This is a genomic window from Altererythrobacter sp. Z27, assembly GCF_052683155.1.
Map to the genome: position 1 here is coordinate 164,511 of NZ_JBQYMC010000001.1, position 14,742 is coordinate 179,252.

Here is a 14,742-nt window from a genome sequence, read left to right on the forward strand (position 1 = left end):
CGGCCCTTCGTTCAATCCGGCGAGATGGCTTAGCCGCCTACGGCTTCCAGCGCGGCCATGATGTCATCGTAATTGGCCAGCGCCATCACACCGCCCTCGGGGTGCGCGGCAAGCAGGCTGATCGGCAGGGTGACGAGCAATTCGTCTTCGCCCTTGATGACGACGTTCTGTCCGGCAATCTCGTCAACCATGCCAAGCGACTGCGCGTCGGCGGTGATGACCGGAGCGCCCACGACCAGCGCCGCAACCAGCGCGGCTTTGGCTTCGGCTTCGGCCTTGGCCTTGGCTTCGGCCATGGCCTGTTCCTGGGCGGCCTGGGCTGCGGCAAGCTGTTCTTCGATGGCAGCCTTGGTAATGTTCAGCGTCGGGCCGCTTTCGCCCTGTCCAAACGCGCTCAGCGGCAGCGCGGCGCTATATTTGCCGGTGTTGATCACGGCATTGGTGCCGTCATTGCTCTCGATCGTGCCGATGGGCTGGCCATCATTGCCATAGACGGTGGAGCCAACGTCCTGCGCGTGCGCTGCGATCGAAGTTGTGGCGAGCGCGGTTGCCAGAAGGGCGAGCTTTGCAAATTTCATTCATTATCTCCGTTCAAATCGATTCCAACGGCGCCGCGATCCGGAAATTCGCGCCGCGCCGGACTTCAGTTTCAATTGTGGCGGAACACTGAAAAAGGCCAGAATCCCTCAATGCAGCCGCGCATGGGGCCGCATTGGTTTCACCCTATAGCCAGACAAAACATGGCGAGGCAACCACGCCGCCCTTTTACCGACCGGGCCTGAAGCTGCGCTTAAGCGGGATCGCCTTGGCCGGAAAGCTCGCGATCGAGCAGTTCCAGCACGCGGGTGCGCGAAGGGAAACCTTCGTCGATCCAGCACTGCTCGACCTTGCGCAGCGTCCGCGCGACCTGCGGGCCAGCCAACACTCCCCGGGCAACGATTTCACCACCCTTGAGCGGGAATTGCGGGATATCCCAATGCCTTAACGGGCTTGCGTCCGCCCCCTGCAGCAGCAGCCGGTCGATCGCCACTGCGCTGCCTTCGCTATAGGCGAGTGCTTGCGGATTGTCGCAATCTCCGGGCTCCCGGGCGGCAATTGCGACGAGGTGCCCGCGCTGCGCGCGCGACAGGCGCAGGCGCGCCGAAACGGTTTCTGCCACTTCGACCATCGGCGGCAAAAGCGCTGCCATTCGCCGCATCGGTTCGGGTGCGAATCCCTGTTGGCGCTCGGCTGCGACCACTTGGCCGAGCAGTTCGACCTGTTGCGGAGAAGCTTCGGGCAGCACGACCTGCAGCACGCCCAGCTGTCGCATCCGCGCGACTGTCGCATAGGGATCGGGCAATGAAAGCAAGGCCGCGAGTTCGGCGGCAATACGCTCGCGGCTCAGTCCCTTGAGCGTCGGGGCAAGCTCGGCGCAGGCTTCTTCGGCTTCGCGGTCGAGTTCGGCCCCGAACCGCGCCTGGAACCGGAAATAGCGCAGGATGCGCAAATGGTCCTCGCGAATCCGCTCGCGCGCGTCACCGATGAAGCGTACGCGCCGCGCGGCCAGATCGTCCATCCCGCCGAAATAATCCGAAATCTCAAGCGTTTCCGGATGCGCATAGAGCGCGTTGATGGTGAAATCGCGCCTTGCCGCGTCCTCTTCCCACTTTTCCGCAAAGGCCACAGTGGCGCGCCGTCCGTCGGTCGCGACATCGCGCCGCAGTGTCGTGATTTCGACCGGCCCGCCCTTGAGGATGGCGGTGACCGTTCCGTGCTCGATCCCGGTGGGCACGGTGCGGATGCCGGCATGGCGGCAACGCTCCATGACGTCATCGGGCAGCAACACGGTCGCGCAATCGACATCGCTCACATCCGCGCCGAGCAGGCTGTCGCGTATCGCGCCGCCTACCCAGCGGATATTCTCCGCTCCCAGCGCATCGGTGAGCGCCTTCAGCCCTTCGCGCCGTGTCCATGCGGCATCGGCGAGGTCAGCGAACATCGGCCAGCTCCTCGGGCGCGATCCGCCGCGCAAGATTGGCGATGATCGCCGCAGTCACGCCCCAGATGCGAAAGCCCTCGTAATGCAGCTCGAGGTAGCGCCGCGTTTCGCCGCGCCAGAACACTTCCTGCGTGGACCAATGCTCGCGCTCGAGCAGCAGCTTGAGCGGTGCCTCGAACCATGCCTCGACCTCGGTGGGGTTCGGGCTGAGGTCGAGGTCGGGCGGCACCACGCCCAGCACGGGAGTGACATTGAAGCCGGTGCCGGTCAGGTAGCGGTCGGTCTGGCCGATCACGCGGACATGGCTGCTGGGCAAGGAGAGCTCTTCTTCCGCCTCGCGCAGCGCGGCAGCAATCGCGTCTTCGCCCGGGTCGATTTTGCCGCCGGGAAAGGCGACTTGCCCCGGATGGTCGCGCATGTCGCGCGGGCGCTGGGTCAGGATCACGCCCGGCTCGGGTTTGTCGGTAACGGCGATCAGCACTGCGGCGTCGGCGGTCCGCCCCGCCTGTGCAAAGCGCGCATCGCTCAGCAGGTCGGGAATATCTCTTTCATGGCCGCGCTCAAACAGCTGCGACAGGTGATCGTAGAGCGCGCTCATTGCGGCACCAGCGAGAAGGTTTCGCCCATGCTGGTGACGCTCCAGTCGCCGCTTTCGGCCAGCGCGATCTCGGCCAGCTGCTGGTAGGTGCTGCGGTTGAGCCGTGCCTCGCATCCGCGCCGCACTTGCAGGTAAAGCGCCGGGGTCTCAGGATTGCCGGTAGCGCGCAGGCGGTGCTCCGGCCCTGCGATAACCAGCTCGTCAGTGTTGAGGCGGAAGGCGAGGCCTCCATCGCGCCGCGCGACGTCGACCGCGATGAAGGCGGCATCCTCCACTTCGATTGCGGCCTTCTCGAACGGAGTGACCAGCCAGTGATTTCCGGCATCGTCGCGCAGCAGCAGCCCGGCAAAGGCACGCACCATCGCCTCGCGCCTGATCTTTTCGCCCTGGTGGAACCATGTGCCGTCTGCGGCGATCCGCATGTGGCTGTCGCTCACCTTTTCGGGCTGCCAGCTCTCGACCGGAGGCAGCTTGCGCGCGGCCACCTGCTCGGCGATCTGCGCCAGCGTCAGTTCGGCAAGGTAAGGCGGCGGTTCATAAGGCATTGCGGGGCGAGCGATGCCAGATCGCGCTCAATCCGCCAAGTCCCGCGCAGCCGCTTCGGTCAGCCAGGGGCCGAGCATGCCCTCTTCGGGGAGCACGGCGGGGTTGTCGCAGCGGGCCAGCAACCGCCCGCGTTCGAACGGGCCGGGGCAGTACCATTTGCCGGTATGCTGCGCGGAAAAGCCGAAGAAGCGGCCATAATAATCCTCGTCGCCGATCAGCACCTGCGGCAGCGCGCCGCCAGCAGGCGAAGTCTGGGCGATCGCTTCGAGCGAGGCCAGCATCAATGCCTTGCCGTAGCCTTCGCCCTGGTGCTCGGGTAGCACCGCGACCGGGCCGACCATCAGCATCGGGTGCGGCCTGCCCGTCGGGTCGGTCAGCGCGACCGGCCAGATCTGGATCGTGCCCACCAGCATGTCTTCATCGTCGAGCGCGGCGAAGCTCAGCGCTTCGAGCCAGTCGGTCCCTTCGCGGATACGATAGGCGGTGCGCGCGTGCCGGTCAGGACCGAAGGCACGGTCGAGCAATTGCTCGATCAGATCGGCATCGACATTGCTCAGGGGGATCAGACTCGCCATTGCGCGGGCGCGCTTAAGCGGCGCGATGCCCCCTGTCGATGTAAATCGTGCGGTATCGGGCGGGGCTTACTTGGGCGTGACCTTGAGCAGCCGCGCGCCTTCGCCGTCTTCGAGCACCCACAGCGCGCCGTCCGGCCCTTCGTCGATCGAACGCAAACGCCCGCCAAGCTGGAAACGAGCCGCTTCATGCGCGGTTTCGCCGTCGATCTCGACGCGCACCAGCGCTTCGCTGCCGAGCCCGGTGATCAGCGCATCGCCCTTCCAGCCGCCGAACATGTCGCCGCGATAGAAGATCATGTCGCCCGGTGCGATCACCGGGGTCCAATGCGCCGCGGGCTGGGCGAAGCCGTCATCCGCTGTGTGATCGGGGATCGGATCGCCATTGTAATGCTCGCCGAACGAGCGCTCGGGCCAGCCATAGTTCGCGCCCGGCTTGACGAGGTTGAGTTCGTCGCCACCGGCCGGGCCGTGCTCCACTTCCCACAAGCGGCCTTCGGCATCCCAGTCCATGCCCAGGATATTGCGGTGGCCCCACGACCAGATCTGCGCGGTCACCCCGCCTTCGCCGGCGAGCGGATTGCCTTCTGCGGGCGTTCCATCGAGGTTGAGCCGCACGATCGAGCCGAGCGTATTGGTCGTGTCCTGCGCGGGCTGCATCTTCTGACGGTCACCGCTGGCGACGAACATGTAACGCTCGTCGGGCGAGAAGCGGATGCGGTGCGAATAGTGGCCGCGCCCGGTCACCTTGGGTGACTGGCGCCAGATCACCTCGAGCCCCTCGACGGCGCAGTCGCCGCCAGCCACGCAGTTCAGCGTGCCGCGGCCCACCACTGCGCCGCGCGTGTCGCCTTCGCCCGCTTCGGCCCAGCTGAGGTAGATGGTGCGGCTGCCAACGGTTTGCGCCGCTTCGCTGGGGAGGAAGGCCACATCGCCCAAGCCGCCCTGGCCGCCGAAATCGACCTGCGGCGCGCCGGCTATGGCGAACTGGCGGCCGGTCGAAGTATCGATGCCGCGCAGCTCGCCGGCCTTGAGCGTGATCACCAGCACTTCGGTGCCGGGCACGAAAGCGGCGGCCCAGGGGCGTTCAAATGTCGCTACTTCCTCGACCGCCACGTCGGCGGCAGCAGGCCCAGTGTCCACATTTGCGGTGGCGCCGCAGCTTGCGAGCAGGATCGAGGCAGGGAATATGGCGGGTGACAGTTTCGAGATCATGGTCATGGCTTCTGCAACTCACGAAATGGATTTCGGTGCCCGGCCGCTGATCGTCGGAGTGGACGAGGCGGGGCGCGGGCCCTTGGCGGGGCCGGTGGTAGCCGCGGCGGTTGTGCTTTGCCAGCCCGTTCCGAACGGGCTTGCCGATTCCAAGCAGCTTTCCGCCAAGCGCCGCGAAACACTCGACACGCGCATCCGGGCCGATTGCGCCTGGGGCCTTGGCGTGGTGGAACCGCAAGAGATCGACCGGCTCAACATATTGGTCGCGACCATGCATGCGATGACGCGTGCGGTCGCCCAGCTGGTCGAGCGCCTCGGCGCCGAGCCCGACGTCATCCTGATCGACGGCAATTTCACTCCGCACGGGCGCTGCGCCGAATGGCGCTGGCATCAGGCACGAGCGATCATCGGCGGCGATGCCAGCGAGCCTGCGATTTCGGCCGCGTCGATCGTCGCGAAGGAATGGCGCGACCGGCTGATGTGCGAAGCGGCAGAGGCGCATCCGCATTACGGATGGGAACGCAACAAGGGCTATGGAACGCCCGAGCACCTTGAAGCGTTGCGCGAGCATGGACCAACCCCCCTGCATCGGCAAAGCTTTGCCCCGGTTGCGCAATTGGCGCTTCTCTAATCCCGCAATTCGTCTAACCGCCGCGGCATGATCGAAGCGATTCTATACAGCCTGGCAGGCCTTGCCGGCCTTGCCATCGGTGGCGAACTGCTGGTGCGCGGCGCGGTCGGCATCGCCCAGCGGCTTGGCGTGTCCAACCTCGTGACCGGGCTGGTGATCGTGGGGGCCGCAACTTCCATGCCCGAAATGGTGGCGAGCGTGGAAGCGGCAATGGCGGGTTCGCCGGGTATCGCATGGGGCAATATCGTCGGATCGAACATTGCCAATACGCTGCTGATCCTGGGCGCGACCGCGCTGGTGATGCCGATCGCACTCAGCGGTTCGGGGCGGCGCGATGCGGTCGTGGCACTGGCCGCGACGCTGCTGCTGTGGGGCATCACCGCCATGCAGATCGGTTCGGTGTGGCTCGGCGCGGCGCTGCTCGCGGGGATCGTCGCCTATGTCTATTGGCGCTACAACCATCCGCATAGCGATGCGGGCGATGAAGAGGACGAGCCCGAGGCGCAGGTGCGCCTTCCGGCGGCGCTGCTGTTGTTCGCGATCGGGCTGGGCCTGCTGGTCGCTGGCGGGCAGGCGCTGGTGACCGGTGCGATCGATCTTGCGCGGCTCAGCGGCATTTCCGAAACGGTGATCGGACTTACGGTGGTGGCCATCGGCACTTCGCTTCCCGAGCTGGCGGCGTCGGTTGCGGCTGCGATCCGCGGCAAGCCCGGCCTTGCGATCGGAAATGTCGTCGGCTCGAACATCTACAACATATTGCTGATTGGCGGCGTGACGATGACGATCGCCCCCTTCGCAGTGCCGGTCGAAATGCTGGCCTATGAAATGGTGCTGCTGGCGCTCAGCGCGGTCGCATTCCTGCTGCTGGTATGGCGTGCCAGGGAAATCAGCCGCATGATCGGCGCGCTGCTGCTGGTCGCCTTTGCCGCCAACACCGCGATGATGTTCGCCTGACACTTCGCCCAGGCACTTCGCAATCCGATTGAGTCCTCTGGGCAACACCGCAGCATGTCGAGTCTGAGGAATCGCATCAGACTCAATATCTTGTGTGGGACTCTTTTCGTTCTCCCTTAGCTAACGGCCTGTTAACCATAATCGACGATCATTTGGTGCTTGACCCGGAGTCCGTCAGGACTCACCCTGTGGATAACTGATCTGAGGGGAATGCATCATGGGGGTCCTCGAGACCGCAAAAGCGCGCGAAATGCGCGCCCGAACTGCTGTTGCCGCACCGGTGGAGCTGCCTCTTGGGCAGATCCTTTCGGGCGATTGCATCGAAGCAATGCGCAGCCTGCCGAGCGCATCGGTCGACTGCGTCTTTGCCGATCCGCCGTATAATCTGCAGCTGGGCGGCGACCTCAATCGCCCCGACGGCAGCCAGGTCGATGCCGTTACCGATCACTGGGACCAGTTCGAAAGCTTCCGCGCGTACGACGAATTCACGCGCGACTGGCTGACCGAAGCGCGCCGCGTGCTCAAGCCCGACGGTTCGCTGTGGGTGATCGGCAGCTATCACAATATCTACCGCGTCGGCGCGATCCTGCAGGACCTCGGCTTCTGGATCCTCAACGACATCGTGTGGCGCAAGTCGAACCCCATGCCCAATTTCAAGGGCACCCGCTTCACCAATGCGCATGAAACGCTGCTGTGGGCGAGCATGGGCGAAAAGGCCAAATACCACTTCAACTATCGCGCGATGAAAACGCTCAATGACGAGCTGCAAATGCGCAGCGACTGGCTGCTGCCGATCTGTTCGGGCCCCGAGCGGCTGAAAGAGGGCGGGCACAAGGTCCACCCGACGCAGAAGCCCGAGGCGCTGCTCTATCGCGTGCTGCTCGCCACCACCGAAAAGGGCGACGTCGTGCTCGACCCGTTCTTCGGCACCGGCACCACCGGTGCGGTCGCCAAGCGGCTTGGCCGCGAATGGATCGGCTGCGAGCGCGAGAATAACTATCGCGACGCCGCACTGAAGCGGATCGAGAAGGAACTGCCGCTCGACGAAAGCTCGCTGATGACGATGCAAAGCGCCAAGACCGCGCCGCGCGTGGCCTTCGGATCACTGGTCGAAAGCGGATATCTCAAGCCCGGCACTGAAGTGTTCGACAAGAAGCGTCGCTGGATCGCCAGCGTCCGTGCGGACGGCTCGCTCACGCTCAATGGTTCGGGCGGCAAGCAGACCGGCAGCATCCACAGCTTGGGCAAGGATTTGCAAGGCGCGCCGAGCTGCAACGGCTGGACCTTCTGGCACTATGAAGATGGCGGCGAGGTCAAGCCGATCGATGCCGCGCGCCAATTGTACCTGCTCGCGACCGAGGATTGAGGCGCTGTCCTACACGCAGATTGCTTGTTAGACTGGGCAAATGCCGTGCAAGCGCACCTTTTCTCTGGAGCCTGACGTGCGGTTGATCGCAAGGCGGATTTTCTTGTTCAGGACTATGTCGCATGTGTCGCATCGGTCCGCCCGATCCGAATTCACCGAGGCCCGATGACCGACAGCATCTACATTCGTCCGATCGGCTTTGCCCCCGGCCCCCAGCATGAAGAGGGCAATACGATCCGCCTTGCGGGTGGTATGATCTATGCGCATCGCTTTGCCGTGATCCTGCGGCGCGATGGCAAGACTGCCGAACGTTGGCTCGCCAGCCCGGCAGAGATGGCTGAAGTGCTGGAGGGCTTGCCCGCCAGCGTAGCCGACGAAGCGCAGGCGCAATGGTGCCATCTCGCTTTGGTGCATCCGGCGCTCGAATGCGGGGCGCGCACCATCCGGCTCGACCAGCCGCAAGTGATGGGCATCCTCAATGTGACGCCCGACAGTTTCTCCGACGGCGGCGAGTTCCTCGACCGGCCCGAAGCGGGGCGCGAACATGCCGCAGCCATGCTCGAAGCGGGCGCGGCGATCATCGATATTGGCGGCGAAAGCACGCGGCCGGGCGCAGCTGCGACCTGGGAAGGCGACGAGAAGGAGCGCGTGCTCCCGGCAGTCGAATATTGCGCCGCCATGGGGGCTGCGATCAGCGTCGACACGCGCCGCGCGGGCGTGCTCGAAGCGGCGCTGGCGGCGGGTGCGCATATCGCGAATGACGTGTCCGCGATGCGGCACGATCCGCGCAGCTTCACGCTCGCGGCGAACAGCGGCTGCCCGGTCATCCTGATGCATGCGCCGGGTGACGGGGAAGACCTGCATTCCAACGCCACTTACAGCAGTGTGGTGTTCGACGTGTTCGACTGGCTGAAGGAACGGCGCGATGCGGCGATTGCCGCGGGGATTTCGCGTGCGAACATCATCCTCGATCCGGGCATCGGTTTCGGCAAGTCGCTGGCTGACAACCTTGCGCTGGTGGGTGCGCTGCCCCTGTTCCACGCGCTGGGCCAGCCGCTGCTGCTGGGTGCCAGCCGCAAGCGGATGATCGGGGCGCTGTCGAACGAAGCTCCGGCCCACCAGCGGCTGGGCGGGAGCATCGCGCTGGCGATCGCCGGGATGAACGCCGGGGTCCAGCTGCTGCGGGTGCACGATGTCGCCGACACCGTGCAGGCCCGCAATGTATGGCGGGGCCTGCGCGATGCCGCGTTGACGGACTTTTCGAATTTACCCGTCTGATTGGCCGGGGGAGGCCGCCGAACCTGCCAGCAAGCCGCCATCGAGCGTCAACTCGCTGCCGGTCATATAGGCGCTTTCGTCGCTGGCGAGATAGACGCACAACGCTGCTACTTCCTCGACCGTGCCGAAACGCTTTAGCGGGGTATCGGCCACCATCGCCTTCATCCGTTCCTCGCGCCCGGGCTCGTCGCCCAGCAGCGCTTCCCACATCGGGGTCAGGATTGCTGCCGGTTGCACCGAATTGCAGCGGATCGCCCATCCTTGGCCCGCCGCATAGAGCGCAACGGATTTGGAGTGGTTGCGGATCGCTGCCTTCGAGGCGGCATAGGCCGCTGCGGCGGGAATCCCGACGACGCCCGAACGCGATGACATGTTGATGATCGAGCCGGTGCCCTTGGCCTTCATCGCCTTCAATGCGTAGCGGCAGCCGAGGAAGGTTCCGTCGGTGTTGACCGCGTGCACAGCGTGCCATTCGGCTAGCGAGGCATGTTCCGGATCGTGCGGGCCGGGCGAGGATTCGAAGCCGGTGATCCCGGCGTTGTTGACGAGCACGTCGATCGCCGGATGTGCTTTCGCCAGCCGGTTCCATTGTGCTTCATCGCGCACGTCGAGTTCAAAGAACTCGCAGCCAATCTCTTGTGCGGCTTTCCTACCTGCGGCTTCCTCGATATCGGTCAGGACAACCGTCGCGCCTTCGCGCTTGAAAGCTTTGCAAACACCGCGACCGATGCCGCGGGCACCGCCGGTTACAATACAAATTTTTCCCTTGAGACGGGGCATATGAAATTCCTGTTTTACAATTGGTCATGTCGCGCCATCCGCGGCGCTGTGTTGAGTGCATTTCATCCGCCTGGGCGGTGTCACTGGACCAATTGAGGAACTCCTTTTCTTGAGGCGCGCATTAAACCGCTCAGGCGGCGTTGTCGATACCCAGGTCCGCCAGCTTGCGGTAAAGCGTCGAACGGCCGATGCCGAGCCGACGCGCCACCTCGGTCATGCGGCCGCGATAATGGCCGATGGCGAGGCGGATGACATCGGCTTCGATATCTTCGAGCGGCCGGAGGTTTCCGTCCTCCGTGTAGAGCATCACACCGGCGCCATCATGGAACGAGCCGTCGATGTCCTGCGGCTGTTCGCCCAGCAGTTCGCTCAGTTGCGGGAAGCTTTCGGCAGTCAGTGCTTCATTGTCGCAGAACACGGCTGCGCGGAACAGCACCGCCTGCAACTGGCGGACATTGCCGGGCCAGTCATAGGCCTTGAGCAGCGCCAGCGCCGAATCAGCGATCGAGAGGTGCCTGAGCCCCGGCTGGTCGCCAATGCGCCCGAGGAAATGCCGCGTGAGCGCGGGAATGTCGCCAGCGCGTTCGCGCAGCGACGGAAGCTTGATTGCAGTGTGCGCGAGCTTGTCGAGCAGCACCGGATCGAATTTTCCGGCCTTCGCCAGTTCCCCCAGCGGCAAATTTCCCGCACTCAGCAAGCGTACGTCGATGCGGAACCCGTGGCTCGCGCCGAGCGGGCGGACGATGCCGGTTTCGAGCATTTCGAGCAGCTTGCCCTGAAGCCGCTCGCTCAGCCGGTCGACCTCGTCGAGCACCAGCGTGCCGCCATCGCATTGCTGCAGCGCGCCGATCTGGCGGTCGAAGGCCCCGGCAAATGCGCCGGGCTCGTGTCCGAACAGCACCGATTCGATCGAGTTCGCGGGAACGCCCGCAAGGTTGATGATGCGGAAGGGCGCCTTCGAACGCGGGCTGGCCGCGTGCATCGCGCGCATCAGCATTTCCTTGCCGGTGCCGCTCTCGCCTTCGATCAGCACATGGCCGTGGCCGCGCGCAGCCTTGGCCGCTTGCGCCAGTGCAGTGCGGAACTTGGGCTCGTTGCCCACCATGGCGTCGAAATCGAGCTTGGCCGGCATTTTTTCGGTGAGCGGCTGAAGCTCGTCCTGGGGGCGCTCGCGCTCGGTCGCAGCACGCAGCGCTTCGAGCAAGCGATCCGGAGCGACCGGCTTGATAAGGTAGTCTGCAGCGCCAGCGCGCATCGCTTCCACGGCGAGCAGCGGCGATGCGCTGGTGGTGAGCATCAGGATCGGCAGGGCGGGGCGGCGGCGCTTCAATTCTTCGATCAGCTGGCAGGCATCGTCGCCTGGAACCCACTGATCGAGGATGATGGCCGAAAGCTGCATGCCGTCGCGCGTGCCCAGCATGGCGACCGCGGTGTCGGGATCGCCCGCGATGATCGTGCGCCAGCCTTCGCGCGCGGCGAGCGCACTGATCAACCGGCATTGCGCCGGTTCGTCATCAATCAGCATCAGCACGCGCTGTTCGCCCGTCGTCATCGCCACAAACCGTCCCGTCATGAAACAGGACCCCTGATTAGCGCGTGCGGGTAAAGACCCTATTAAGGCTGATCCGATGGGATGAGATTGCCCCCGATGGCCTTGTGATAGGGAGTTTTGCGCGATAGAGCGGTGCGACACTTCAATCCAGTAGGGGACGCGTAAATGGCTTCGCATGACATGAAATCGGCCGAAAAGACCTATGGCGGCTTCATCAGCATGCTGAAATGGTCGGTTCCGGTGATCGCGGTGATCGCCCTGATCGTCATTGCAATGATCTCAAACTAGGCGCGTCGTTTTGCGCATTGCGGTTCTGAAGGAACGCGCCGCCGGCGAGCGGCGCGTGGCAATCACTCCCGAAACGGTGCGCAAGTTCGCCGCTCTGGGCGCTGAAATCGCAGTAGAGGCAAGCGCGGGCGAACACGCTGCGATCGCCGATGGCGATTACGCGGAAGCGGGCGCTGCCGTGGGTCCTGCCGCTGAAACGGTGAAGGGCGCTGACATCGTGCTGGGTGTGCAGGCACCCGATGTCGAGCTGTTGGCCGGCGCAAAGCCGGGTGCCTGGGTTGCAGCGACCTTCGATCCGTTCGGGCGCAAGGACCGCGTGGCGGCCTATGCCAAGGCGGGGCTTGAGGCCCTTTCAATGGAGTTCATGCCGCGCATCACCCGCGCGCAGAGCATGGACGTGCTTTCCAGCCAGTCGAACCTGTCGGGCTACAAGGCGGTGATCGCCGCGGCCGACCAGTATGGCCGTGCATTTCCGATGATGATGACCGCTGCAGGCACGGTTCAGGCGGCGCGCGTCTTCATCATGGGCGTGGGCGTGGCAGGCTTGCAGGCGATTGCGACCGCGAAGCGGCTGGGTGCGCAGGTTTCCGCCACTGACGTTCGTTCCGCAACCAGGGAACAGATCCAGTCACTCGGCGCGAAGGCGATCTTCGTCGAAAGCGTCGCAGGGATCGAGGGCGAAGGCAGTGGCGGCTATGCCACGGAAATGTCGGAAGAATACCAGAAGGCGCAGGCCGAGCTGGTATCCGGCCATATCGCCAAGCAGGATATCGTGATAACCACTGCCTTGATTCCGGGGCGCGCTGCTCCCCGGCTCATTTCGGACGAGCAAATCGCCACGATGAAGCCGGGCAGCGTGATCTTCGACCTCGCGGTGGCCCAGGGCGGCAATGTCGAAGGATCGAAGCCAGATGAGCTGGTGGTGCGCCACGGCGTCACGATCATGGGCTATTCGAACACGCCCAGCCACCTCGCGGCGGACTCCTCCGCACTGTTCGCGCGCAACCTCTACAATTTCCTTTCCGCCTTCTGGGACAAAGAGCAGGGAAAGCCGGTGCTGGACGAAAAGATCGGCAATGCCGTGCGCCTGACGCAGGGCGGTGAAATCGTTGACGAGAGGCTGAAGGGGTAAGCCAGATGGACTTCATTTCAATCCTCTCGATCTTCGTGCTGGCGTGCTTCGTCGGTTACTATGTTGTGTGGTCGGTGACCCCGGCGCTGCACACGCCGCTGATGGCGGTGACCAATGCGATTTCTTCAGTGATTATCGTCGGTGCGCTGATTTCCGCGGCCGAAGCTAGCAGTGACATCGCCAAATGGCTGGGGCTTGCGGGCGTGGTGCTGGCGAGCGTCAACATTTTCGGCGGCTTCGCCGTCACTGAGCGCATGCTGGCGATGTACAAGAAGAAGGAGAAGAAGTGATGCCCTCCTTCCTCTCCAGCGGCGCCGTTGCCGAGTGCTTACGAGATGATTGCAGCCCCACTATTCCGCTGACCTACGACCAGATGGCAATGCAGGCCGGTGAAACGGTCGCATCTCACGGAACAGTGAACCCCTGGGTCGCAGTCGCCTACCTCATCTCCGGCGTGCTCTTCATCCTCGCGCTGCGCGGCCTGTCCTCGCCCGCGACGAGCCGGACGGGCAACCGCTTCGGCATGGCCGGCATGCTCATCGCAGTGGCGACCACGCTCGTCACGCATGACATCGCGAACCTGCCCGAGATCGGAATTGCGATCTTCCTGGGCGGTATCCTCGGCTTCACCATAGCGCGGCGCATCGCGATGACGCAGATGCCCGAACTGGTCGCGGCGTTCCACTCGCTGGTCGGCCTCGCCGCGGTGCTGGTCGGCTGGGCGGCCTATCTCAGTCCGGGCGCGTTCGGGCTGCTGCTGGCTGATGGCGGCATCGCGCCTGTCAGCAAGATCGAGATGGGGCTCGGCATCGCGATCGGTGCAATCACATTCTCAGGCTCGGTCATCGCCTTTGCCAAATTGTCAGGCAAGATGAGCGGCGCGCCGATCCTGCTTCCCGCACGGCATTTCATCAATCTCGGCACGCTGGCGGCAATCATAGTGCTGACCGGCCTGTTTGCGGCTGCGGCACCCACCGAAACTATGACGCTGATCGTGGCGCTGACCGTCCTGTCCTTCGCCATCGGCTTCCTGCTGATCATCCCTATCGGCGGCGCGGACATGCCGGTGGTTGTGTCGATGCTCAATTCCTATTCGGGCTGGGCCGCAGCGGCGATGGGCTTCACGCTAGGCAATACGGCGATGATCATTACCGGCGCGCTGGTAGGCTCGTCGGGCGCTATCCTGAGCTACATCATGTGTCGCGCGATGAACCGCAGCTTCATCTCGGTGATCGCGGGCGGTTTCGGCGCCGAATCCGGAGCGACTGCGGCGGCAGGTGGAGGCGAGCAACGCCCCTACAAGCAGGGTAGCGCGGAAGACGCGGCCTTCATGCTCGAACAGGCCGAAAAGGTCATCATCATCCCCGGTTATGGCATGGCCGTGGCGCAAGCGCAGCACGCTCTGCGTGAAATGGCGGACCTGCTCAAGGAAAAGGGCGTGGAGGTCAAATATGCGATCCACCCCGTCGCGGGCCGCATGCCGGGCCACATGAACGTGCTGCTGGCGGAAGCCAACGTGCCCTATGATGAAGTTTTCGAGCTGGACGACATCAACAGCGAATTCGCCCAGTGCGACGTCGCCTTTATCATCGGCGCAAACGATGTCGTGAACCCGGCCGCGAAGACGGACAAGACCAGCCCGATCTATGGCATGCCGGTGTTCGACGTCGACAAGGCCAAGCAGGTGTTCTTCATCAAGCGCAGCATGGGCGGTGTTGGCTATGCCGGTGTCGACAATGACGTGTTCTACATGAACCAGACCGTGATGCTGCTGGCTGATGCCAAGAAGATGGTCGAGGAAATCGTGAAAGCGTTGGACTAGTACCCTTGCAATCGCTCGACCGTCGGG

General features: G+C 64.2%; 16 protein-coding genes. 8 read left to right on the forward strand and 8 right to left on the reverse strand.

What is annotated here, in order from left to right:
• Window positions 1-29: 29 nt before the first annotated feature.
• From ACUJ47_RS00785 to ACUJ47_RS00810, 6 genes are all read right to left on the reverse strand, one after another.
• The gene (locus ACUJ47_RS00785) at window positions 30-578 is read right to left on the reverse strand and encodes a hypothetical protein (RefSeq protein ID WP_445536575.1); all 549 of its coding nucleotides are present in this window, start codon (window positions 576-578) and stop codon (window positions 30-32) included.
• Window positions 579-790: 212 nt separating this feature from the next.
• Window positions 791-1,981, reverse strand: a complete 1,191-nt coding sequence (locus tag ACUJ47_RS00790) for a CCA tRNA nucleotidyltransferase (protein WP_445536576.1) — start codon at window positions 1,979-1,981, stop codon at window positions 791-793.
• Entirely contained in the window at window positions 1,971-2,579 is a 609-nt protein-coding gene (locus ACUJ47_RS00795) for a CoA pyrophosphatase (RefSeq protein WP_445536577.1), read from the reverse strand. Before ACUJ47_RS00795 ends, ACUJ47_RS00790 begins: the two co-directional genes overlap by 11 nt.
• Window positions 2,576-3,124, reverse strand: coding sequence for a DUF1285 domain-containing protein (locus ACUJ47_RS00800; RefSeq protein ID WP_445536578.1), 549 nt, complete (start codon window positions 3,122-3,124; stop codon window positions 2,576-2,578). The genes ACUJ47_RS00795 and ACUJ47_RS00800 overlap by 4 nt, the downstream gene beginning before the upstream one ends.
• Window positions 3,125-3,151: 27 nt before the next feature.
• A complete protein-coding gene (locus tag ACUJ47_RS00805; RefSeq protein WP_445536579.1) occupies window positions 3,152-3,700 on the reverse strand; it encodes a GNAT family N-acetyltransferase in 549 nt (182 codons plus the stop codon).
• Window positions 3,701-3,766: 66 nt separating this feature from the next.
• A complete protein-coding gene (locus ACUJ47_RS00810; RefSeq protein WP_445536580.1) occupies window positions 3,767-4,918 on the reverse strand; it encodes a PQQ-dependent sugar dehydrogenase in 1,152 nt (383 codons plus the stop codon).
• Here ACUJ47_RS00810 and ACUJ47_RS00815 point away from each other — a divergent pair.
• From ACUJ47_RS00815 to folP, 4 genes are all read left to right on the forward strand, one after another.
• The gene (locus ACUJ47_RS00815) at window positions 4,917-5,543 is read left to right on the forward strand and encodes a ribonuclease HII (RefSeq protein WP_445536581.1); all 627 of its coding nucleotides are present in this window, start codon (window positions 4,917-4,919) and stop codon (window positions 5,541-5,543) included. The genes ACUJ47_RS00810 and ACUJ47_RS00815 overlap by 2 nt on opposite strands.
• 27 nt (window positions 5,544-5,570) lie before the next feature.
• Window positions 5,571-6,497, forward strand: a complete 927-nt coding sequence (locus ACUJ47_RS00820; protein WP_445536582.1) for a calcium/sodium antiporter — start codon at window positions 5,571-5,573, stop codon at window positions 6,495-6,497.
• Between the two features lie 217 nt (window positions 6,498-6,714).
• Window positions 6,715-7,863, forward strand: coding sequence for a site-specific DNA-methyltransferase (locus ACUJ47_RS00825; RefSeq protein ID WP_445536583.1), 1,149 nt, complete (start codon window positions 6,715-6,717; stop codon window positions 7,861-7,863).
• Window positions 7,864-8,028: 165 nt separating this feature from the next.
• Window positions 8,029-9,141 (forward strand): dihydropteroate synthase, encoded by a 1,113-nt coding sequence (gene folP, locus ACUJ47_RS00830; protein ID WP_445536584.1) that lies wholly within the window; start codon window positions 8,029-8,031, stop codon window positions 9,139-9,141.
• Here the strand turns inward: folP and ACUJ47_RS00835 are convergent.
• Both ACUJ47_RS00835 and ACUJ47_RS00840 read right to left on the reverse strand, forming a co-directional pair.
• Entirely contained in the window at window positions 9,130-9,921 is a 792-nt protein-coding gene (locus tag ACUJ47_RS00835; protein ID WP_445536585.1) for an SDR family NAD(P)-dependent oxidoreductase, read from the reverse strand. The genes folP and ACUJ47_RS00835 overlap by 12 nt on opposite strands.
• Before the next feature lie 130 nt (window positions 9,922-10,051).
• On the reverse strand, window positions 10,052-11,494 hold the full coding sequence (locus tag ACUJ47_RS00840; protein ID WP_445536586.1) for a sigma-54-dependent transcriptional regulator: 1,443 nt from the start codon (window positions 11,492-11,494) through the stop codon (window positions 10,052-10,054).
• A 144-nt stretch (window positions 11,495-11,638) separates the two neighbouring features.
• Between ACUJ47_RS00840 and ACUJ47_RS00845 the strand changes: the two genes are divergently transcribed.
• From ACUJ47_RS00845 to ACUJ47_RS00860, 4 genes are all read left to right on the forward strand, one after another.
• Window positions 11,639-11,761 carry an aa3-type cytochrome c oxidase subunit IV gene (locus ACUJ47_RS00845; RefSeq protein WP_445536587.1) on the forward strand — a complete coding sequence of 41 codons (123 nt, stop codon included), beginning with the start codon at window positions 11,639-11,641 and terminating at the stop codon, window positions 11,759-11,761.
• 10 nt (window positions 11,762-11,771) lie between these two features.
• Window positions 11,772-12,893: an NAD(P) transhydrogenase subunit alpha gene (locus ACUJ47_RS00850; RefSeq protein ID WP_445536588.1), complete on the forward strand. Its 1,122-nt coding sequence runs from the start codon at window positions 11,772-11,774 to the stop codon at window positions 12,891-12,893.
• A 5-nt stretch (window positions 12,894-12,898) separates the two neighbouring features.
• Window positions 12,899-13,183 (forward strand): NAD(P) transhydrogenase subunit alpha, encoded by a 285-nt coding sequence (locus ACUJ47_RS00855; protein WP_445536589.1) that lies wholly within the window; start codon window positions 12,899-12,901, stop codon window positions 13,181-13,183.
• A gap of 83 nt (window positions 13,184-13,266) precedes the next feature.
• Window positions 13,267-14,715, forward strand: coding sequence for an NAD(P)(+) transhydrogenase (Re/Si-specific) subunit beta (locus tag ACUJ47_RS00860; RefSeq protein WP_445536590.1), 1,449 nt, complete (start codon window positions 13,267-13,269; stop codon window positions 14,713-14,715).
• Window positions 14,716-14,742: the final 27 nt, after the last annotated feature.